17 protein-coding genes are annotated in these 22,041 nt (G+C 56.1%); 14 read left to right on the top strand and 3 right to left on the bottom strand.

Features of this window, described 5'->3' with window-relative positions:
* Positions 1–311 precede the first annotated feature (311 nt).
* The 9 genes from IGS51_RS09250 (at position 312) to opcA (ending at position 9,262) form a co-directional block, all read left to right on the top strand.
* The gene (locus IGS51_RS09250; RefSeq protein ID WP_297078136.1) at positions 312–485 is read left to right on the top strand and encodes a hypothetical protein; all 174 of its coding nucleotides are present in this window, start codon (positions 312–314) and stop codon (positions 483–485) included.
* Positions 448–1,170, top strand: a complete 723-nt coding sequence (gene rph / locus IGS51_RS09245; protein WP_297078135.1) for a ribonuclease PH — start codon at positions 448–450, stop codon at positions 1,168–1,170. Before IGS51_RS09250 ends, rph begins: the two co-directional genes overlap by 38 nt.
* A gap of 144 nt (positions 1,171–1,314) precedes the next feature.
* Positions 1,315–2,127, top strand: coding sequence for a serine O-acetyltransferase (cysE, locus tag IGS51_RS09240; RefSeq protein ID WP_297078134.1), 813 nt, complete (start codon positions 1,315–1,317; stop codon positions 2,125–2,127).
* A gap of 331 nt (positions 2,128–2,458) precedes the next feature.
* Positions 2,459–2,923, top strand: coding sequence for a CBS domain-containing protein (locus IGS51_RS09235; protein WP_297078133.1), 465 nt, complete (start codon positions 2,459–2,461; stop codon positions 2,921–2,923).
* 61 nt (positions 2,924–2,984) lie between these two features.
* Entirely contained in the window at positions 2,985–3,638 is a 654-nt protein-coding gene (gene nblB, locus IGS51_RS09230; RefSeq protein WP_367279298.1) for a phycobilisome degradation protein NblB, read from the top strand.
* Between the two features lie 200 nt (positions 3,639–3,838).
* On the top strand, positions 3,839–4,474 hold the full coding sequence (locus IGS51_RS09225; protein ID WP_277773030.1) for a peroxiredoxin: 636 nt from the start codon (positions 3,839–3,841) through the stop codon (positions 4,472–4,474).
* Positions 4,475–4,804: 330 nt separating this feature from the next.
* Entirely contained in the window at positions 4,805–5,860 is a 1,056-nt protein-coding gene (gene fbp / locus IGS51_RS09220; RefSeq protein WP_172358752.1) for a class 1 fructose-bisphosphatase, read from the top strand.
* 404 nt (positions 5,861–6,264) lie between these two features.
* A complete protein-coding gene (zwf, locus tag IGS51_RS09215; protein WP_297078132.1) occupies positions 6,265–7,794 on the top strand; it encodes a glucose-6-phosphate dehydrogenase in 1,530 nt (509 codons plus the stop codon).
* A 136-nt stretch (positions 7,795–7,930) separates the two neighbouring features.
* Positions 7,931–9,262 carry a glucose-6-phosphate dehydrogenase assembly protein OpcA gene (opcA, locus tag IGS51_RS09210; protein WP_297078131.1) on the top strand — a complete coding sequence of 444 codons (1,332 nt, stop codon included), beginning with the start codon at positions 7,931–7,933 and terminating at the stop codon, positions 9,260–9,262.
* Positions 9,263–9,319: 57 nt separating this feature from the next.
* On the opposite strand, the gene IGS51_RS09205 is transcribed toward opcA, so the two are convergent.
* A complete protein-coding gene (locus IGS51_RS09205; protein ID WP_297078130.1) occupies positions 9,320–11,467 on the bottom strand; it encodes a recombinase family protein in 2,148 nt (715 codons plus the stop codon).
* 196 nt (positions 11,468–11,663) lie between these two features.
* Here IGS51_RS09205 and IGS51_RS09200 point away from each other — a divergent pair, with 196 nt between their 5' ends.
* Positions 11,664–12,995, top strand: a complete 1,332-nt coding sequence (locus IGS51_RS09200) for a proton extrusion protein PcxA (RefSeq protein ID WP_297078129.1) — start codon at positions 11,664–11,666, stop codon at positions 12,993–12,995.
* A gap of 179 nt (positions 12,996–13,174) precedes the next feature.
* The gene (locus tag IGS51_RS09195; protein ID WP_297078128.1) at positions 13,175–13,831 is read left to right on the top strand and encodes a hypothetical protein; all 657 of its coding nucleotides are present in this window, start codon (positions 13,175–13,177) and stop codon (positions 13,829–13,831) included.
* Between the two features lie 334 nt (positions 13,832–14,165).
* On the opposite strand, the gene apcB is transcribed toward IGS51_RS09195, so the two are convergent.
* Positions 14,166–14,675 (bottom strand): allophycocyanin subunit beta, encoded by a 510-nt coding sequence (apcB, locus tag IGS51_RS09190; RefSeq protein ID WP_297078127.1) that lies wholly within the window; start codon positions 14,673–14,675, stop codon positions 14,166–14,168.
* 794 nt (positions 14,676–15,469) lie between these two features.
* Between apcB and glnA the strand changes: the two genes are divergently transcribed.
* A complete protein-coding gene (glnA, locus tag IGS51_RS09185; RefSeq protein WP_297078126.1) occupies positions 15,470–16,888 on the top strand; it encodes a type I glutamate--ammonia ligase in 1,419 nt (472 codons plus the stop codon).
* Positions 16,889–17,122: 234 nt separating this feature from the next.
* On the opposite strand, the gene IGS51_RS09180 is transcribed toward glnA, so the two are convergent.
* Positions 17,123–19,738 carry an adenylate/guanylate cyclase domain-containing protein gene (locus tag IGS51_RS09180; RefSeq protein ID WP_297078125.1) on the bottom strand — a complete coding sequence of 872 codons (2,616 nt, stop codon included), beginning with the start codon at positions 19,736–19,738 and terminating at the stop codon, positions 17,123–17,125.
* Positions 19,739–20,921: 1,183 nt separating this feature from the next.
* Here IGS51_RS09180 and gvpA point away from each other — a divergent pair.
* Complete coding sequence (gvpA, locus tag IGS51_RS09175; protein WP_068510916.1) at positions 20,922–21,140, top strand: gas vesicle structural protein GvpA; 219 nt, start codon at positions 20,922–20,924, stop codon at positions 21,138–21,140.
* Between the two features lie 162 nt (positions 21,141–21,302).
* Positions 21,303–22,013 carry a hypothetical protein gene (locus tag IGS51_RS09170; protein ID WP_297078124.1) on the top strand — a complete coding sequence of 237 codons (711 nt, stop codon included), beginning with the start codon at positions 21,303–21,305 and terminating at the stop codon, positions 22,011–22,013.
* The last annotated feature ends 28 nt before the right edge of the window (positions 22,014–22,041 follow it).

Here is a 22,041-nt window from a genome sequence, read left to right as displayed (position 1 = left end):
AAGCGGCAAAGTTGCACATCTCGCAAAAATATGGACTGTAGATATGAACTTGTCTAAATATTCCGGTCTAAATATTCCGGTCTAAATATTCCGGTCTAAAGTTGCGGTTTGGGAAACCTGTCGAGCGGACATTGCGCCGCCGATCTCCATCCTAACCAGGACGAATGGACGATTTGAAAATCCTTCAGAACACTTTTGGTGCAGGACTCGTTCAGCAGTAGTCTACCAATCATTAAGCAATCCTAAAACTGAAATTGGCAAACCATCGTTAGATTGCCCGAAATTCAAGCCTTTCCATCATGCGCTAGGTTGTGAGGCGACCGCTCGATTCAGTGGTGTGGCTTCCCGTCTCACCCGCTGGGCTTCTCAAACCGCTGACCCTGCCGAACCTGACCCAGGCAAACCAGACTGATATTCTGATGAAGGTTCTTGGAGGCGAATGGTTTTATGGCGTGGACACGGCCCAGCGGGCGGCAGGCAGATGAGCTGCGTCCGGTTCGATTTGAGCGGCGATTCACCCGATTTGCGGCGGGGTCGGTGCTGGCGCACTGCGGCGAAACCCAGGTGTTGTGTACGGTGACGGTGCAGCCCGGTGTGCCGAAGTTTTTGGAAGGCAGCGGCCAGGGCTGGCTGACGGCGGAATATCGAATGCTGCCCAGCGCCACACCCCAGCGACAGGCACGGGAATTTATGAAACTGTCGGGGCGGACGCAGGAGATTCAGCGGCTGATTGGGCGCAGTTTGCGGGCGGCGCTGGATATGAAAGCGCTGGGGGAGCGGACGCTGACGGTGGATGCGGACGTGCTGCAAGCGGATGCGGGAACCCGCACCACGGCAATTACCGGAGGATATGTGGCCCTCTGTGATGCGATCGCCCATCTCCTGTCCACGGGTGAACTGGAGGCTTCACCCCTGCGGCATCAGATCGCGGCGGTGTCTGTGGGGCTTTTGCACGGCGAAGCCTTTCTGGATTTGGACTATCCCGAAGATGTGGCGGCGGAGATTGATTTCAATGTTGTGATGACGGAAGAATTGGCCCTGATCGAGCTACAAGGCACGGCCGAAGAAGGCAGCTTTAGTCGGACTCAGCTTAACCAGCTTTTGGATATTGCCGAAACGGGCATTGGCGAATTGCTCAAGCTTCAGCAGCAGGCATTGCGAAGCAGCTAAGCAAGACCCTGGACGGGCGATCGCCCCTCCTTTAATCGGCTCAAAATCCTTCCCAAGAATCCCCCGTCTGGAGCTTATCAAAGCCTTACCCCAGAACGTTAAGATAAGGGATGAACTTTCCGAAAAGATCGGAGTTAATTTCTAGTGCTAGAGACACTCATCGCCGACTTTCGCGTCATCTTTGAGCGAGATCCTGCCGCTCGAAACTGGTTAGAAGTTCTCTTTTGCTATCCCGGTCTACAAGCCCTGTTGATGCACCGCTTTGCCCATCGTTTGTATCAGATGCGGCTGCCCTTCTTGCCCCGTTTGATTTCCCATCTGGCTCGCTTTTTGACGGGCATCGAGATTCACCCCGGCGCACAGATTGGCAGCGGCGTGTTTATCGATCACGGCATGGGGGTGGTCATTGGCGAAACGGCGATCGTGGGCAACTACGCGCTAATTTACCAGGGCGTGACCTTGGGCGGCACGGGCAAAGAAAGCGGCAAGCGCCACCCGACGCTGGGCGAAAACGTGGTCGTCGGCGCGGGCGCAAAGGTGCTTGGCAACCTAAACATTGGCGATAACGTGCGAATTGGTGCGGGGTCTGTGGTGCTGCGCGACGTGCCCGCCGATTGCACGGTGGTTGGTGTGCCTGGACGGGTGGTGTATCGCGGTGGCGAACGGGTCGATCCGCTGGAACACAACCGCCTGCCCGACTCGGAAGCTGAGGTGATTCGCGCCCTGCTAGATCGCATCGAAGGGTTGGAACAGCAGATGGAAAGCCTGAAACGGGAACGGGCGCAAACGCCGCATCTGGCTATTCCCGCAGTGGAGCATCGCCCGCTGGTTGCTGCCTTCGTCGTGCCGTCTGATGCAGAAGCCGAGCCGCAACACGCGCCAGCCGTTGAGGTCAAATCCAAGTGTCGCTTGAGCGATCGCGTGATTGAAGAATTTCTGAACGGCGCAGGTATCTAACGGCCTGCTTTGATGGCTTCTATCTTATTGATGGTTTCTATTAAGATTGCCTCTACCCGCAGCCGGAAGTCCCACGACCTCTGGCTGTTTCGCGTAAGGCGCATCAATCCTGCGTATTAGTCCAACCGATGTAACAACCTGTAAATCGCCTCTGGGTTGGATCACGCCATTCCCTACAATGAGCCTAGAGCCTGCTTTCGGCCGTTCCTCAAACTGTTCCAGGACTTACGCACTTGCGATAAGTTGTCTGGATTTTGGAGGATTCCTCGTGGGCGCAGCCCGTGAGAAATTCTCCAACTGCGTAAGTCCTAAGTTCTTCTAATTTGCCGATATGACTGTAACCGTTGCTGATGTGATGACTCCCGACCCAATCGTGGTGCATCCCGAAACGCCGCTAAATGAGGCCATCAAGCTGATTGCCGAGCGGCGGATTAGCGGGCTGCCTGTGGTCGATGCCGATGGCAAGCTGGTGGGGGTTCTCTCAGAAGCCGACCTGATGTGGCGCGAAACAGGGCCTACGCCGCCGCCCTACATCATGATTTTGGACAGCGTAATTTATCTGGAAAACCCCGGCAAGCATGAGCGAGAGCTGCACAAGGCTCTGGGACAGACCGTTGGCGAAGTCATGACGGGCAGAAAGGAAATCGTCACCACAACACCGAGCCAAACGCTGCAAAGGGCCGCCAAGCTGATGCACGACCGAGACACGACGCGCCTGCCCGTCCTCGACGACAGCGGCAAGGTGATTGGCATTTTGACACGCGGCGATATCGTGCGGCATTTGGCAGTGGAATAGCGTTCGGCTGAATCAATTCCAGTCTTTTAGGAATCCCAAGTTTAAGAACAAGTTTAAGAAGATGACGATTACTCCTGAATCTGTGAAAGCCCTGCTGGAGTCTGGGGATTTTGGCGATCGCCTCCGTGCGGTGAACCAAATGCGGCAGCTTGATCCGGCGATCGCCTTCGATCTCATCCAAATTGCCGCCACGGATTCCAGCGTTCGGGTGCGCTACGCCGCCGTCAGCCAGCTTGCCAGCCTGGGCAGCCAGAATCCCGACGTGGCGCTGGATCTGCTGCAAGCCAGCCTGCGAGATTCCGAACCCGACGTGCAGGCGGCCGCAGCCGACTCGATTGGGGCGCTGAAGCTGACGGCGGCCTACGAAGACCTAAAGGCGCTCTATCACCGCAGCACAGAATGGCTGGTGCAGTTCAGCATTATCGCGGCCCTGGGCGAACTGGGCGATCCATCCAGCTTTGACCTGCTGCAAGATGCCCTCGGCTCCACCAATGAACTGGTGCGGACGGCGGCGATCGGCTCCCTAGGCGAACTGGGCGATCCCCGCGCCATTCCCCTGTTGACGGCCTACGCCACGCACCCCGACTGGCAAATTCGCCATCGCGTGGTGCAGGCATTGGGACATTTCCAAACCCCAGAGGCGCGTACTGTGTTGGAGACTATGGTGAGCGATGACAACAGTGCTGTGTCCCAGGAGGCAAAGCTTTATCTATAGGGGGAAATGGGCCGGCATCTGTTGGCGAATCGGGCGATCGCCCTTTCCAGCCCCCTCTCAATTCCTAATTCCTTTTTAAGATTCCTGCCGCAACTGCCAAGATAGAATGATGAAAGTGGCTAATCCCGCTCGGAATACTGTACTTTGTGGGATGATGTAGATACCCTCAAATTGTTACTCTTACTACAGGAATTCTTTCTATGGCACTCCGACTTGGTGATACCGTTCCCAACTTCACCCAAAAGTCCACCGAAGGCGATATCAATTTCTACGAGTGGGCTGGCGATAGCTGGGTGGTTCTCTTTTCCCACCCCAAGGACTTTACCCCTGTTTGCACGACTGAACTAGGCCGCGTGGCAAACCTCAAGCCCGAATTTGACAAGCGCAACGTGAAAGTCATCGCCCTTAGCGTCGATGATGTGGATTCTCATGCAGGCTGGGTGGGCGACATCGAAGAAACCCAAAACACGAAGCTAAACTATCCCATCCTGGCTGATCCCGATCGCGTCGTGTCTGACCTGTACGACATGATCCACCCCAACGCCAACGCTATGCTGACGGTTCGCACCGTGTTTGTGATCGACCCCGCCAAGAAACTGCGGCTGTCTTTGACCTATCCCCCTAGCACGGGCCGCAACTTTGACGAAATTCTGCGCGTGATCGACTCGCTGCAACTGACCGACAACTACGGTGTGGCTACGCCCGCCGACTGGAAGGACGGCGATGACGTGGTGGTCGTGCCCTCGATCCCTACTGAAGAGGCAAAGCAGAAGTTTCCCAAAGGCGTAAACGAAATTCGCCCCTACCTGCGGATGACCCCCCAGCCCAACAAGTAGGCGCTGCATAAGGTTGTCAAAGCTTGATAGAAAAGGCAGGTACAGTGTACCTGTCTTTTTTATTGCGGCTTTCCTAGGAACTTACGCAGTTGGACGATTTCTTGCGGGCGCAGCCCACGAGAAATCATCCAAAACCCAGAAAACCTGTCGCAAGTGCGTAAGTCCTATTTCTATAGTTCGTCTAAAGTTCGGGTCAGTTCCGAAAATGCCTCCCTAAGATAGAGGGTGAAATCCGGGGGCGATCGCCCGCTTCCCTCGCCAACGCAGCAGGGCGATCGCCACACTACCGGGAGCGTTTTGCAGGAGAATCTCATGTCTGAAGGCGATCCCATGCTGGATTTAAGCCACAAGCTGGCCCTCGACCGCGACTGCATGACCCTATCGCGGCACGTCCTCAAGCAATTTCAAGACTTTTCGCCCGAAGCGCAAGACCTCAGCGCCCTGATGAGCCGCATTGCCCTGGCCGCCAAGCTGATTGCCCGTCGCCTCACTCGGGCTGGCCTGATGGACGATGCCCTCGGCTTCACTGGGCAAACCAACGTCCAGGGCGAAGCCGTCAAAAAAATGGATGTATACGCCAACCAGGTGTTTATCTCCGTATTTGAACAAAGCGGACTGGTGTGCCGCCTTGCGTCCGAAGAAATGGAGAAGCCTTACCACATTCCCGAAAACTGCCCCATCGGTCGCTACACCCTGCTCTATGACCCGATCGACGGCTCCTCGAATCTAGACGTGAATATTAACGTCGGGTCAATCTTTGCGATTCGACGACAGAGCGACCCAGATATAGACGAAACCGGGCAAGACTTGCTGCAAAGCGGGCGCGGGCAAATTGCCGCGGGCTATGTCCTCTATGGCCCCAGCACCATGCTGATTTACTCCATTGGCACAGGGGTTCACGCCTTTACGCTCGACCCGACCCTGGGCGAATTTGTCCTGTCGAACGAAAACATCCGCGTGCCGGAGCATGGCCCCATCTACAGCGTCAACGAGGGCAACTTCTGGCAGTGGGACGAGTCGATTCGGGACTATATCCGCTATGTGCATCGCCATGAGGGCTACACCGCCCGCTACGGTGGGGCGCTGGTGGGCGACTTTCACCGCATTCTGTTTCAGGGCGGCGTGTTCCTCTATCCCGGCACGGTGAAAAAGCCCGAAGGCAAGCTGCGATTGCTCTACGAATCTGCGCCGCTGGCATTCCTCATCGAGCAGGCCGGTGGCCGCGCCAGCAACGGCACTCAGGACATTCTGGACGTAGTGCCCGATCAGGTTCACGCTCGCACGCCGCTGATTATTGGCAGCACCGAGGACGTGGCGCTGGTGGAATCCTTCATCCGTGAGCGGCAGCGTGAACAGCAAAATCCTGTGATCTCCGTGCGGTCTTAGGGGGCGGCAACCGGCCATTCCTAAAGCCCACATTAAGGTTTGCTGGGTTGTCAAACAGAAAACCAAGTTGAACTGGAAGAAGGTGGTGTGATAAGGAATGGCTTTCGCTGTTTCACGAGGTTTGCGGTCTAGAGCCTACTGATGGAATCTGCGAAATCTCATGAAATCTCATCTGGAGCGCAGGGCAGATTCAGAAACGCCTGTCAGGATCGAAGGTCAAGGGTGAGCGCGTCCTGCGGGCTGGCATCTAGAAGCAATATCTGGAAACAGTACCTGGAAATAATATCTGGAAATAACATCTGGAAACAACATCTGGGCGATCGCCCCTCAAAGCTTCTTCCACCCGTCCTCAACCTCCCATCCAACCCAATCTACGCACACTCTACGCATCCCTAACCTTGTCTATGGTCACGCTTCTAGAAAACCCCCTCCGCGTTGGTCTTCAGCAAGACCGCATTCCCGAACCCCAAATCCTGGTCATCTTTGGTGCCAGCGGTGACCTCACCCAGCGCAAGCTGATCCCCGCGATCTACCAAATGAAACTAGAGCGTCGTCTGCCGCCCGAACTCACCATCGTTGGCGTAGCCCGACGGGATTGGAGCAACGACTATTTCCGAGAGCAGATGCGGATTGGGGTCGAAGAGTTTGGCGGTGGGCTGGGCAAACAAGAAGTCTGGGACGACTTTGCTCGCGGGCTGTACTATTTTCCCGCCGACATGGACGACCCAGTGAGCTATCAGGGCTTGAAGAACTTCCTGGCAAACCTAGATGACACCCGCGGCACTCGCGGCAACCGGGTATTCTACTTGGCGGTGGCCCCCCGCTTCTTCTCCGGGGCGATCGAGCAACTGGGCGCAGCCGGAATGCTGTCCGACCCCGAAAAGCATCGCCTGGTGATTGAAAAACCCTTTGGCAAAGACCTGATCTCCGCTCAGGCGCTCAACCAGGTTGTGCAGCATGTGTGCAGCGAAAACCAGGTCTACCGCATCGACCACTACCTCGGCAAAGAAACAGTCCAAAACCTGATGGTGTTTCGCTTTGCCAATGCCATCTTTGAGCCGCTGTGGAACCGCCAATACGTAGACCATGTGCAAATCACGGTGGCCGAGCGCGTTGGACTAGAGGGACGAGCAGGCTACTACGAAACGGCTGGAGCTTTGCGGGATATGGTGCAGAACCATCTCATGCAGCTCTTTTGCCTGACGGCGATGGAGCCGCCCAACTCGCTCGATGCTGACAGCATCCGCAACGAAAAAGTAAAAGTGCTACAAGCGACCCACCTAGCTGAAGAGATTGAAATCGGCAAGGGTGCGATTCGGGGACAATACTCCGCGGGCTGGCAAGACGGAAAGGCAATTCCTGGCTATCGTGAAGAAGAAGGGGCTAGCCCGACTTCGACAACCCCGACCTACGCCGCCATCAAGCTCAACATCGATAACTGGCGCTGGAAGGGTGTTCCCTTTTTCCTCCGAACTGGCAAGCGGATGCCCAAAAAGGTGTCGGAAATCGCCATCCAGTTCAAGGAAGTGCCGTATCTGATGTTCCAGTCGGCATCGCGCCAGGCCAACCCCAACGTGCTGGCAATGCGGATTCAGCCAGATGAGGGAATTTCACTCCGATTTGAAGTGAAAACGCCTGGAACCTCTCTGCGAACCCGCTCGGTAGACATGGATTTTCGTTACGACACGGCCTTTGGTAGCGCCAATACCGACGCTTACAGCCGACTTTTGGTTGACTGTATGTTGGGTGACCAAACCCTGTTTACGCGGGGTGACGAGGTAGAAGCCTCCTGGCGCATTCTCACGCCGCTGCTGCGAGTTTGGGATGCCCCGGCTGATCCCGATGCGATTCCGCTGTATGAGGCAGGCACTTGGGGGCCGATCGAGGCGGAACTACTGCTCAATCGGGACGGACGACGCTGGCGGAGGCTGTAGAAAGGGCTTGGGTCGAATACAAGCTCGAAGAATACAAGCTCGAAGAATACAAGCTCGAAGAAAAGCATTGAGACTCGAACTGGGTTGAATCTTACTTGAATCTTAGTTTTCTCAACATTTCTCCACGACATTACCCATGACTACTACACCGCTCGTTACCTTACAGCAACCGAAGGATATTTCCCTCAGCGAGATTGAGGCGGAGTTGAGTCAGATTTGGCGGATGCAGAGTGGCGCAAAGGGAATGCCAGCACCGACTCGTGCGGCGACCTTTAGCATCGTGGTATACGCGCCAGAGGAATTTCAACAACTGCTGGCGATTCTAGGGTTCTATACCGAGGAGATCGACAGCTATTTTGGCCCAAGTACCAAAAAGGCAGTGCTGGCAGCCCAAAAGGCTCTGGGGCTGCGGATGACGGGGCGCTTTGATCCAGAAACGCTGGCGCGGCTGCGGGAAGAGGTGGCTAAGCTGCCGCCGGAGAAGCGTGTGTTTCAAAATCGAGACGATCGTGGTTCAACAATCAGCGATGCGATCGCCGTTCAAAATCCCTGCCGCGTGGTCACCCTGGCTCCTACGCTGGGCGAAGATACGGGCGTGACGGCGCAGGTGTCGGCCTATTGCCCGATTCAAAAGGGCGGCAACGCAGCGTCGATTTGTGGCGAATACATCACGATGAAGGGCACCAAAGAAGCGCTGAACCGGGTGGGTGACTTGGTGGCAACGCTGATGATCCCCAGCCTGCCAAAGTTTGTTTGGTGGAAGGCAACCCCTAACCCAGAACATGAGTTATTTCAGAAACTGGCGGCGGCTTGCAACTGCCTGATTCTCGATTCGTCCTATTTCACCGACCCGGCCATGGAATTCCTGAAGATGCAGGAACTGATCGAGTCAGATACGTATATTGCTGACCTCAACTGGCATCGGCTGTCGGTGTGGCAAGAGTTGGCTGCGGCTGCGTTTGACCCCCCAGAGCGGCGCGTTGCTCTGGCTGAGGTAGACAAAATCACCATCGACTACGAAAAAGGCAATCCGGCGCAGGCTTATATGTATCTGGGCTGGTTTGCGAGCCGTCTGGGCTGGAAGCCGGTATCTGTTACCGATACACCTGGCGACTATGACATTACAACGGTGATGTTCAAAGGGCCGAATGGGCAGGATATTCATGCCGAGCTGGCGGGTGTACCGATTGCCGATGCGGGTGAGATTATCGGTGACCTGATTGGGCTGCGCCTGAGTTCGAGCAATGCCAACGCCAACTGCTGCACGATTCTCTGCTCGGAAACGACGGGCTGTATGCGGATGGAGGCTGGCGGCAGCGCTCAGAACTGCCGGACGGAGCAGGTGACGGCGATCAACGATCAGAAGGCGGAGTTTCTGGTGAGCCAGCAGCTTCAGCGCTGGGGACGCGACGTGCTGTATGAAGAAAGTCTGGCGATGACGACCAGCATTTTGCGGCTGAAGGCGTAGATCTAGATTCAGTTGGCTGGATCAGTCCTCTAGCGCGGTTTGCCTTGGCGGTTTGGATTATAGCTCAGCGGCGATCGCCTCTTCTAGGGGGGTAGCTGGGGGCGCAACTGGAGGGGCGATCGCCCGCGCCGCATTCACCAGCGTCAGCAGGGGGCCGCTTTGCTCTTGCCCGCTCGTAGACAGGTCGCTGTGGCAGAGGAACACACGCTCGTCGGCGCGATAGAGCAGATCCCGAATCTGGCGCTCCAGCCGGTTCTGGTCTGCCGTTAGCGCATCGGCCGCCGTCCACCGCTGCCCCGACCAATCGCTGAGAAACAGCGGCGCTGCAAACAGCCCGCCGCCCCCCGTCAGCCAGAGCGGAGAACCCGCATCCAGCCAAAACTGCCAGCGGTGGGCAGAGCGATTGGCCCGGTACTGGAAGATGGTAGCCAGCATCACCGCCGGACGGGTGATCAGCGGACGCACAGGATAGGGATCGGCAGTAATCGTGCCGCCGCGCAATAGCTCAATAAAGTCCTGTACGCTTTCCGATAGCGGTGCGGCGTTGCGTAGCGCATCCATTTGCCGCAGGCGAGACTCCACCTCCCAAAAGTGCTGTGCCGTTTCCATGAGTTCACGCAGCGCCGCCAGCCGATCGTAGGGCAAGGTGCTGCCGCCATAGAGAAACTGCTGAATGGCGCGGTCGAGCAGCGTGGCAGGGCCAGGAATCAACCGCTGCTGCTGCTGTGCTTGCTGCGTCTCAATCCACAGGCGAATCGATTCATAGGCCTGGGTGGCCCGATAGCCCAGCCGATCCCACCGGGGGAACGCCGTCGCAGGCAGCAGATGGGGGCGATCGGGGTCGGGCACAAAGCAGTGATCGACAATCAGCCCAGCGCGAACCGGATCGATCGCGGGCGCGGGTTCGGGAGTGGCAGGAGGTTGGAGGTTGGAGGCTGGAGATTGGATTGGGGACTGGCTGAGGACAATCAGGAGTTCGGCGATCGCCTCTCGGTTGATCAGCCGTCCCAGCCCCGGATAGACCAGCGCCAACAGGGTCAGCAGGGCGCGAATCATGGGCGAGGCGGCGAGGGGCTGCTGGTCGTTCAGCGCTTCTACGGCAATGCCCCGGCGGTTGAGGATTTCGCGCAGGGTGTAGCGGGCGATCGCATCCAGCCCCGGCCCGATAATCGCCACCTCATCGGGACGCACCTGCCCGCTGTGGATTGCCTGGGCCACCTGCTCTGCCGTTTCTCGCAGCAGTTGCGCCCGCGATATGGTTTGGATAGATTGCATCGTGTCTGGCAGGTCTGGCAGCAGCACGGGTTCCCGCACCCAGCCCGCCAGCACATCGGCCCAGTCGGTGCCCAAGGTTCCGGCAGGCGGGTCGAGGGGTTCTATGCTGCAACGTTCTGCCAGGGTTGCCAGCCGCGCTGGATCGGCTCCCAATCCCCAGCGCACGGCTCCCTGGGGGTTGTAGGTGAAAAATCCGGGCAGCCCCATGTCCAGCAGATGGGAAAACAGCGTGTGGGCGATCGCCGGATAGTCGTCTACGTCGTCTGCCAGCAGCGCACTAAAGCGATCGCGCAGTCGAGCCTGGTAGGTGGCATCGGGCAGCAAATAGCGACTGTAGAGATCCGCCGCAATGCCGTAGGTCAGCAGCCCCCGCTCCAGACACCAGTCCCGCCATTGGGCGATCGCCCCACCGATGTGCAGCCACAAATCGGGCTGTGTTTCCGGCGGGGCCAGCCCTTGTTGGAGCAGCGGCGCAATGTCTTCTGGGGGAACCTCCGCCAGTGCCGCCAGTTGCAGCAGGTCCAGCATCCGCCGCACCAAAAAATAATCCGCCACACCCGGCAGCGTCAGTGTGCCTTCGTCTAGCCCAGGCTGCCAGAGGCGCGTGGCCAGGGCTTGCTCGGTTTCGGGGCGCAGCCGCAGCGGAAACTGAGTGCCCACTATGCCCCGTTCCACCAGCAGCGGATAAAACAGCACCACCTCGCTGAGGAAAAATCCGGCCGGCGTGGCGGTTTCCACGGGATATTGCGCCTGCTGCGCCGCCAGCCGATCGGAGAGGTCGAGGCGATTGTCGCCGATGGCCGCAAAGGCGATCGCCGGGGCATTTTCCGAGCCATGTTCCAGCGAACTCACCCATTCGCCAAAATGCTGCACCAATCGTGCTGTTTTGCCGCTGCGAGATGGGCCCGTGATCCAGAGCGACGACTGCATTGGAACGCCCCTCCCGTGAAAAAATTAGAATTTGCTACGATACTACATACTTCTGGCCCTAGTTCTGCATCAGCTTGGGGCTGATGTTGAAACAGGACGGACCGGACTCGACGCATCTCATCCCGCTTCGCAGCGCCCATCTCCACCCCCGCTGTGAAGATTAATCGCTGTGAAGATTAATCTATGTGCATAGGAAATGACAAACCCAATTGTTTCCGGTGTCCAGGCGTACCTCCGCTTTAGTCGGCGATGGCTGATGGGCACCCCAGAGCGTGCCCTAGATGATGCTTACGAAGCAGCGCTCCGCATCAAGGCGCTGGAAGATACTTACTTTGGGGGCGATCGCATCTCCTTTCAGCAGGGCAACTACAGCAGCAGCGCCCGCGCCTATTTTCAGACCGAGTTGCGGAAGTACCTCAATATTGCCAAGCTGCGGCTGGCCGAGTTTCGCACCAGTAGCTCGATTTTGCAGAGCGATCGCCCCCCCACCGAAGTCCGCATCGATGGGCAAACGCCAGACGCATACGAAATCGACATTCTAGACCGCAGTTCGCTGATCCCCAAAAAGCTGGCTTTTGTAGACAGCATACTAGCTCGCTACGCCGATGGCATTGTGCCCGTATCTTCCTTGGCGGCCCGCCCAGAGGTCGATCCGGGGCGCAGCAGAATGCAGCCCTTTGACTCTGGTGCAAGGCGATCGCCCAAGCGCCCGGCCGATCTCGAATCCATTGCCGACAAAACGGGCGTGCTGCCCCGCTCCATCCTCCGCACAGCCGACCGCATCAAGCGTGAGCTAGACCCCAACGCCGAACAGGAAGTGATGGAGGATTTTTACCTTTCCAAACGGCGCACATTTATTGCGGTGCGGCTGATGCTGCTACTGATTATTCTGCCGCTGCTAACCCAACAGGTAACGAAAAACTTCCTGATCAGCCCCATTGTGGATCACTACCGCACGCCCGAAACCACGGGCGCATTCCTCAATGTAGACATTGAAGATGAAGCCTTTGACGAACTGCGGCGCTTTGAAGAACGGCTGCGGTTTTCCAGTTTAGTTGGCGCGACACCGCCCCTCGCCGAACCCGAAATCAACACCCGGCTCCAGGAAAAAGCCAGAGATTTGCAGCTTGAGGCTATGGCCAAGAGCAACAACGCCGTCAAAAACGTCTTTGCAGATATCTTCTCAGCGCTGGTTTTTGGGGCAGTCTTGCTGAGCAGCCGCCGCGAGATTGAGGTGCTGAAATCCTTTATGGATGAAATCGTCTACGGGCTGAGCGACAGCGCCAAAGCCTTTATTATCATCCTGCTGACGGATATCTTCGTGGGGTTCCACTCGCCCCACGGGTGGGAGGTTTTGCTAGAGGGCGTTTCCCGGCATTTTGGCATTCCCGAAAGCCGCGACTTTATCTTCCTCTTCATTGCGACCTTTCCTGTCATCCTCGACACCATTTTCAAATACTGGATTTTCCGCTACCTCAACCGTATCTCGCCCTCTGCCGTGGCCACCTACCGCAACATGAACGAGTAATTTGAACGAGTAACTTTTCGAGTAACTTTTAAGGGCTAATGGCTGGACACTCGCGCAGGAAAAGTTAGCTGCTTTGGCAGTCCTCGCAACCCTCCTACTCCCGTACTTTGCCGGATGGCAGAACTCTGGCGATAAACCAAGAATTGTAGTACGTACTGGTGTTGCCCTCTTTTACCGCCATGCAATCCCTCAATCCAGCGTCCCCATCCGGTTTGCCCAATTTGCCCTCCTCCGCGTTGCCGACAGTTGAAATCCTGGAACTCCGGACTGATTATCGTTCTTGCCACATTGTTCTACCCGACTCGAACGAACGCACAGCGGCGATCGCCCTCGCTGGGGAATACTACAGCTTCTTTCGCGTTGAAAAGTCCGAAGCCCGCGCCCAGTCAATCTGCGCCAAACTGATGCAGCGAGGACACCGACCCGTTATCACGCGAGTCCCCAAAGGATTTGTCGTGTGGACACTGGAACCCAACGCCCAGCTCGCGACCCAAACCACTTCCGCCAGATTGTCCGACACTAGTTCGTCCCTAAATTCCTCAACTGGCGCTCCTTCAGAAAAAGCTGCAACAGATGCACCCGTTGCGCCGTACCGAATTTTGGTTTCTCCCGATCAGTACAAGTTCTGCAACATTCGCGTCCCCGATCTGGACAAGCGGCTCATGGCCATTTGTGTAGATGGGTTGTTTTACAGCCTGTTCAAAACCCTTGAAGACGTGCAGCAGGCGGTTCAGATCGTGAAAAAGCTCAACTATCGCGGCAACGAAACGATTATTACCAAAAACGCCAGGGGCTATAGCCTGTGGGTGCTGGAACCCGATGCTCGTATGGATTAAACTCTACGAACTCATTGCCAGTTCTGAGGAACCCTTGTTTTTGCAGGTGTTGTTTGTGGGCTTTTTGTGAACAGGGCGTTTTGGTGAACAGTGGGGGCGATCGCCCTCTCTCGAACAAATTGCCCTCCCTCAAACAAGCGGCAAAATAGCAGCAAAAAGCGGGATGAAGCAACGCCTTACCCCGCTCAATGGTCAATAACTTTTAGTCGATAGCCTTGATCAACCACTCCGATCCATCACTCTATCCACACGCTCTATGGACAGAACCCAAAAACCTGTGGATAACGCTTCAAGGCAGATAAAGCCCCAAAAACAAAACCTTTAGAGGCTGGTTTTAGAGGCTGGTTTCGCTCAGTTCGCGGATCATGTAATCGAAGGGCTGATCCAGGAAGCCTGTGTCGGCGATGCCGGCCTCAGCAACCTGCGCTGCCACCATTTCCTTGAGAAGCTGAATCCCGCGCACCGTCGGCCCAATCGGCACACCCAGGGAGTTATAGGTTTCCCGCAGCCCTTCTAGCACCCGCTCATCCAGCAGGTTTGTATTGCCGGCCACCAGCGCATAGCTAGCATAGCGAAGATAGTAGTCCATGTCGCGCAGGCAAGCCGCATAGCGCCGCGTTGTGTAGGCGTTGCCGCCGGGGCGAATCAGTTCAGGCACCTCTTCAAACAAGCGCGACCCAGCCTGCCTGACGATACCCGCAGCATTTGAATTAATCACAGCCGCCGCTTGCACTCGGGAAACCCCGGTGCTGAAGTAGGACTTCAGCGTGTCTAGCGCATCGCGATCGAGGTAGCGGCCTTTCAGATCGTAGTTTTCAATCAGGCTTGTGACAGCGTCCCGCATGAAACAAAATCTCCCAACACGACCAAAATCCAGGTTTTTGCCAACACAGAATGCAACGCTTTGAAACAGACTAAAGCTGCAACACAGTCATGAATCAGGAGTCTGAAACGAGCGCTAAAACCGCACTCAAGATACCCCTGCTCAGGCTGAAACGCGCTTTGGCTATGGCGTTTCAAAACGTGCTTATTAAATTGCTTATGGTAAAGTCTATCACGCAAGATTGGGCCCTATTTCGCCCCACTGCTCTGGATAGTCTGGGTTTGCGATTAAGTTTTGTATCGCTATTTTGTATCACCCTTCGGATCATCCGCTATCTCAAGCTTCGGGTCTAAGAAGACTCCAATTCAGGACTTTATCGCAGTGGCAATCTGTTCCAATCCGTTCCAATCCGTTCCAATCTGTTCTAAATCGTACAAAGCTGATTTCCAGGGTTAAGCCCCGCTTTTGTTGCCTATTATACAAAAACCGCCTACGCCTCTCCTTAGGATGATTCAGGTGTAATCAAGGCCTGGACTCTAACACCTCTGACTGCTGATAAACTCCTGCTGTTGATCAGCATTAGAGATGTATAACTCCATTTATTGAAGACTGCATTTTGTATGACGCTGCTCTGAGTGTTGAGTGTAGTCTAGGCGGCACTTCTAGCTAGAACTGGCTAGAGGATATAGACCGCTGAGGGATGCTTCTCCCTTATGCCCAGGCAAGCAGGTGTCAGGCGCTTGGCGATCGCACACCAGTCTCACTGCTAAACAACATCCGAGTCAAGATGGCTCAAATCACTGAAGGAGTAGTTCATGACGACCCCGCAAGAAGTCTTAAGCCTAATCAAAGACCAGGGCATTAAGCTGATTGACCTCAAGTTTATCGACCTGCCCGGCATTTGGCAGCACTTGACCGTATACGAGAACCAGATCGACGAAAGCAGCTTTACTGATGGGGTCGCCTTCGACGGTTCCAGCATCCGGGGTTGGAAGGCGATCAACGAGTCGGATATGAGCATGGTGCTCGATCCCAACACCGCATGGATCGACCCCTTCATGGCAGAGCCAACGCTGAGCGTCATTTGCAGCATCAAAGAACCCCGCACGGGCGAGCCCTACTCTCGTTGCCCCCGCGTGATTGCTCAAAAGGCAGTTGACTATCTGGCTTCCACTGGCCTTGGCGATACGGCATTCTTTGGCCCAGAGGCAGAGTTCTTTATTTTCGACGATGTGCGCTTCGACCAGAACCAGCACGAAGGTTACTACTACGTAGACTCGATCGAAGGCCGCTGGAACTCTGGCCGCAAGGAGGAGGGCGGCAACCTGGGCTACAAGCCCCGCTACAAGGAAGGCTACTTCCCCGTTGCGCCCACCGACACCTCGCAGGACATGCGGAGCGAAATGCTGCTGACGATGGCCAAGTGCGGTGTGCCCATTGAAAAGCATCACCACGAAGTGGCAACGGGCGGACAGTGCGAACTGGGCATTCGCTTTGACACCTTGGTTCAATCGGCCGACAACCTGATGATTTACAAGTACGTCATCAAGAACGTTGCCCGGAAGTATGGCAAGACCGTCACCTTCATGCCCAAGCCTGTGTTTAACGACAACGGCTCCGGAATGCACACTCACCAGTCCATCTGGAAGGACGGGCAGCCCTTGTTTGCGGGCGACGGCTATGCAGGGCTGAGCCAGATGGCGCTGTGGTATATCGGCGGCATTCTGAAGCACGCTCCAGCGCTGCTAGCCTTCACCAACCCGACGACGAACTCCTACAAGCGTCTGGTGCCTGGTTTCGAGGCTCCGGTGAACCTGGCCTACTCCCAGGGCAACCGTTCCGCGTCGGTGCGGATTCCGCTGTCGGGTTCCAATCCGAAGGCAAAGCGTCTGGAGTTCCGCTGCCCCGACGCGACCTCTAACCCCTACCTTGCCTTTGCAGCCATGCTCTGCGCGGGCATTGACGGCATCAAGAACCAGATCGATCCGGGCGAACCGCTGGATGTGGACATCTACGACCTCAGCCCGGAAGAACTGGCGAAAATTCCTTCGACCCCTGGCTCGCTGGAAGATGCGCTGGAGTGCTTAGAGAAAGACCACGAGTTCCTGACGGTGGGCGGTGTCTTCACCGAAGACCTGATCAACACCTGGATTCAGTACAAGCTGGACAACGAGGTGAACCCGATGCGTCTGCGTCCGCACCCCTACGAGTTCTCGCTCTACTACGATTGCTAGGATGAAGCTTTACATGGAGCTTTAGATAATGGGGCTTTAGACAGCAGGAGCAGCGCTTAAAAGCAGCTTGCGGTTTGGGGTTGGCTGCATTCTGGTTGCTCTTGATGTTTTGAGCCAATGAGTCAATAAAGCGCTGTGTAACCACTGGGGTTATGCGGCGCTTCTATTTTTTTGTCCTTTAGATTTTTCTGCCCTTTGGACACTCCATCCTTTACTTTCCTTTTTCTTCATCCCTCATTTTTTGGTCATGGTGTGAACGCCGTCCCAGTTGTCGGCGGGTGGGGTGAGCAGAAACTCGCGGGCCCGCTCCAGATGTACCTGAACAGCGCGATCGCCCGGCTTGAGGTCCTGTGCCCGTTCAAAGTGCTGCAACGCTTCATAAAACCGCAGATGGTTGTAGGCGGTGCGTCCGGCGGCGTAGTGCTCCAAAAAGGCAGCGGTTTCTGGAGGAAGGGGGTGCGTGCGATCGCCAATTAGCTCGTAGATATTGATTGGGATCGTCTTGCCCTTGACGCGAATACGGTCGAGTTCCCGCACCCACACCTGATCGCGGCAGAGCTTGTAGGTATACTCGCTGAGGATAATGTCGCAGCCGTATTCTTTGGTCACGCCTTCCAGTCGGGCGCTAATGTCCACGCCATCGCCAATCACGGTATAGTCCATCCGCTTTTGGGAGCCGATGTTGCCGGAAACCACTTCGCCAGAGCTAATGCCGATGCCAATGCGGATGATGGGCTGGTTTGCCAGACGGCGGTGTTCGTTAAATTCCTTCAGCCGTCGCCGCATGTCCAGCGCCGATTGCACCGCCATCCAGGGGTGATTAGGCAGCGGCAGGGGCGCACCAAACACGGCCATCAGCGCGTCGCCGATGAACTTGTCCAGCGTGCCCTCGTAGGTAAACACCGCCTCCACCATCGTCTCAAAATAGTCGTTGAGCAGCGTCACCACGTCCGCCGCTTCCATCTTTTCGGTGAGCGAGGTGTAGCCGCGAATGTCGGAAAACAGAATCGTCACGTCCTTGCGTTCGCCCACCATCAGCGCATCGTCGCCTAGCGCCATCACTCGTTCCGCCACGCCCGGTGTCATGTAGCGATACATGGTGGCCTTCATCCGCTTTTCTTGGCTAATGTCTTCTAGCACCACCAGTCCCCCCAGCACCTGGCCATTGGGATTGGTGAGCGGGTTCACCGTCAGGTTGACGCTGTGTTCGATGGGGCGGATCGAGGGCACCACGCCGAGTCCTGTGGCCGCGGGTGTGAGCGGAGTGGCGGGATCGTTCCACAGTAGGTATTGGTCTGGGGTTTGGCGATCGCCCACCACTAGGGCATGGGTAAGGCCCGGCGGCAGCGAGAGAGCGGGAGAAACCGTCGGGTCAAGCGGCGCATCCTCAGGGAGTTCCAATAGCCCCACTTCCAGGCTTTGTTCGGGGACATAGTGGCGAGCGCCACATTTCAGGCTGTCTTGCAGGCGCAATTGCAGATTGTCGATGGGAATGACCTCCCACACGGGGCGATGCAGCAGATGCTCGCGCCATAGATCTGCCTCAGCACTGGCATCGCCAATTGGGCATCCCAACAGCGCCAGTGCTGCGTCGTTAATGGTCACAACATTGCCCTGCAAGTCTGTGGAAATCACTGCGTCGGACAGGCTTTGCAGGATGTCTTTTTGGTATTGCTTTTCCAGCAGCACTCGCTCAAACAGTTGGGCATTTTCTAGCGCAATGCCGGCCTGGATGTTGAAGGCCTGCATGAATTCTTCATCGGAGCGGGTAAAGCTGCCCTGGTATTTGTTGATGAGCTGCGTTACGCCGATCAGCTTTCCTGCGGAGTTGAACACAGGCATCGAGAGGATGGTGCGGGTCTTGTACCCGGTCTTGAGGTCGGTGGTGGGGTCAAAGCGCGGGTCTTCGTAGGCATTCTCAACATTGACGACCTGCCCGGTGCTGGCAACAAAGCCGACGATGCCTCGGTTCATAGGAATGCGAATTTCGAGCAGTTGCGTGCGGTCGGCAGTGGGCACTTTGGACCATAGCTCGTGGCGATCGCGATCGAGCAGAAACAGCGTGCTGCGGTCGGCCCGCATGAGCTTACGGGCTTCGTCCATCACTGCCTGGAGGGTTTTTTCCAGATCCAGGCTTTGGGCCAGCAGCGTGGTGGCGTTCAGCAGGGCCGTTGCGCCGCGCTGATTGCGGGCCGCCATGTAGAACGAGTTGCAGCTTTCCAGAATTACCCCTATTGAGTAAGCAAAGTTGCGAAAGTGGGCTTCGTCCTGCGGGTCGAAGGGCTGAACACCGCGCTTATTCAGCAGTTGGGCGATCGCCACCACCTGATCCTGCGTGTCGAAAATCGGCATACACAGGATGTTGCGCGTGCGATAGCCCGTCTGCCGATCGATGCTGGGGTTGAACAGCGGATGCTGGTAAGCATCGGAAATATTCAGACTCTTGCCCGTGGTGGCGACATAGCCCGCGATGCCCTCGTTCAGCGGCAGGCGAATTTCGATCGTGCGATCGCCCTCTGAGTTCGCCTGGAAACAGTCGCCCTGGGCGACCTTGGACCAGAGTTGCGCCTTCTCTACGTCCACCAGAAAAATTGTGGTGCGCTCCGCCTGCAACACCTGCCCCACCTTCAAGGTGATTGCTTCTAGGACTTGCTCCAGCAGCGTTTCAAGGGCATCGTTGTTGATCAGGGCGATCGCCCGCAGATAGTGCTGAAACTCTTGCGTAAGCTGCTGGAGCAGTTGGGTAAACTGGTCGTCCGACAGAGATTCGACGTGGCGCGTCAGGTCAGGTTGAATAAGGCGGGCCAGCAGACTATCAGAAGGGGAGACAGATGAGGAGAAATCCGCCATAGACTTCAACGCTTAGGGGCAACGCATTTGTAAAAGCCGTCTGGGAAGGCTGCCCTGGGCAAAGTGGCTCAGGGTCTCCCTTAGGACTGGTCAGATATGGATCAAATAAACGGTAAACGCATGAGATGCCCCTTCTTCAGCCTAACCGATCCCCTTGCAGATTGCAGGTGGGCGATACCCACAGATGCTTGCCCCCAAAGGGATTGCATCAGGAATTGCATCTTTCGTCAGCAAAGCGGCGAACTGTGTCTGAAAGGGTGCATCCCACTTTTGCAACCCTCACCCTAAACTCCCGCTCCCACAGCGGGAGAGGGCCCCACAGCGGGAGAGGGACTTCCAATCCGGCTCCCCTTCTCCCAAAACGGGAGAAGGGGCTGGGGGATGAGGGCAAACTTGCAGAACTGGGATGCACCCGAAGAGGCTGGGGGATAGGGGCACACTCAGTTCGGCAATGTTCGGTGGAGTGTAGCGACTCGACTTGCGATCGCAGCTTTTGTCATCTTGTAATTACATCTGGCGAAAATGACGTTTTATAAATCCTTGATTCCGTAATCATACGGAACCATTTCAGAGCCTTTCAGACAGAAATGGCCGAATAAAAAAATGTCTGAATATCGTATTTCTTAATGAAAAGCGATTGTATTTTTGCTTACTCAAGCTCTTTTTTAGTCCTATCCCAACGCTGCATTCAGGCCGTTAATCCTGATCGAGAAAACCATTGAAAAGAATCGATGTTTCAGTCCAGAGAGGAATCTTTAAAACAAAGCTTCATATTTGATGGGCAGCCCACAGAAATGCTGGAATCGACCTGCTGAATGAGATTAAGCTACTTTGGCGATCGCCCTTTCCTGATATTTTGCGATCGCTTGTTAGTCATGAACATTGGCTGGGAACGATAGAAACATCTCGACCTAGTGCAAAGCTGCAAGCTATTCAGCTCCTGCGCTGGGTTAGAAATTCTGTCTGATGAAGGGTCTTCCGGAGTCACTTCGATTGGGCTGGAGCAGGACTTTGCCGCATCAAAAACGCGGACTGAAAATCCAAACACTTTCCGCAATTTTGCTGGGAGCGTTTCAATTTTCACTCTCTATGCTGTACGAAGAAACCGATGCCTCCGTCCCGCATTTGGGGAAAACAGGCAGATTCAATTCTCATCCACTCAAGTATCTGTAGGTGACTAATCATGGCAGTTGAAAAAGTAAATTCTTCCTCTAGCTTGGCAGAAGTGGTCGATCGCATCCTGGACAAAGGGATCGTGGTTGATGCTTGGGTTCGCGTGTCTTTGGTGGGTATCGAACTGCTGGCGGTCGAAGCCCGCGTGGTGATCGCCTCCGTCGAAACCTACCTGAAGTACGCCGAAGCCGTGGGTCTGACCACCCAAGCCGCCGTCCCCGCTGCCTAGAGGCTGATCTTCGTCCCTGCTGGGTGTGTCTATTCCGATTTCCTGTAGCAGCTAAGTCCTTACAGACTTGCATCACAGGCTTGCACCACCACCCAGCAGGAGATTTTTGGGGGAGTCTTGCGGCTCCCCACTTCTCTTTCCGCATCACTTGGAGGTTATCTTGTGGTTGCTCTGAAAGACCAATGGGAGGCCGAGAGGCAGCAGCGCCAACAAGCGGTTGAGCATCTGCTGGACACCTTTCGCCACCTGCGTCAGACCGTTTCTGCCCAACTTCGTCGCGATCGCGCTGAGTTTCACCAACAGCTTCAGCAGGTGACTCAGGCCCAGCTTGCCGACCTCGCTCAGCAGCGCCAGCTTCAGGCTGCGGAGCAAATGGCGCAGTTGGCTGCGTTTCGACAACAGTTGCAGACGCAAACCGCTCAATTTCTCGACATTACCGCCGCAGAGCGATCGCTCTTGTCGCAACAGATTTTCCAAGAGCTAGACCAGTTTCATCACGAACTCCGCGAATCGGTTGCTGCGCTGCGGGCCAGCCATCAGCAAGACCTGGGCGCACTGGCGACAGATGTGGCCATGCTGCGAGCCGAAGCGCGGGCAGACTTGCAGTCAATGCACGCTGAGCGGGTAGCAACATTGACCGAATTTGTTGAAACCCTGCAAGCGGATGTGCAGCAATATTTGGGGGATCTGGCGCAGGAGCGTCAGGAGCGGGCCCAGGACGTGCAAGCCTTGCTGAACGAAAGCCGCGCCAAGCGTCGATCCGAATCCGCAGACCTGATGCAGCGGTTGGGCATATTTCGGGCTGAGCTGCGCCAGTTTCGGGCCCAGTTGCACCAGCAAGTTTGGGGCAAATCCGCCTTGCGAATGGCGTGATTGTCCGTGTCGGCGATATAGAGCGTCT

This window comes from Thermoleptolyngbya sp. M55_K2018_002 (assembly GCF_015295965.1).
Classification (GTDB): Bacteria; Cyanobacteriota; Cyanobacteriia; order Elainellales; family Elainellaceae; genus Thermoleptolyngbya; species Thermoleptolyngbya sichuanensis.
Note: the sequence above shows the minus strand (reverse complement) of the source record. Positions and strands in the feature narration are given on the sequence as shown.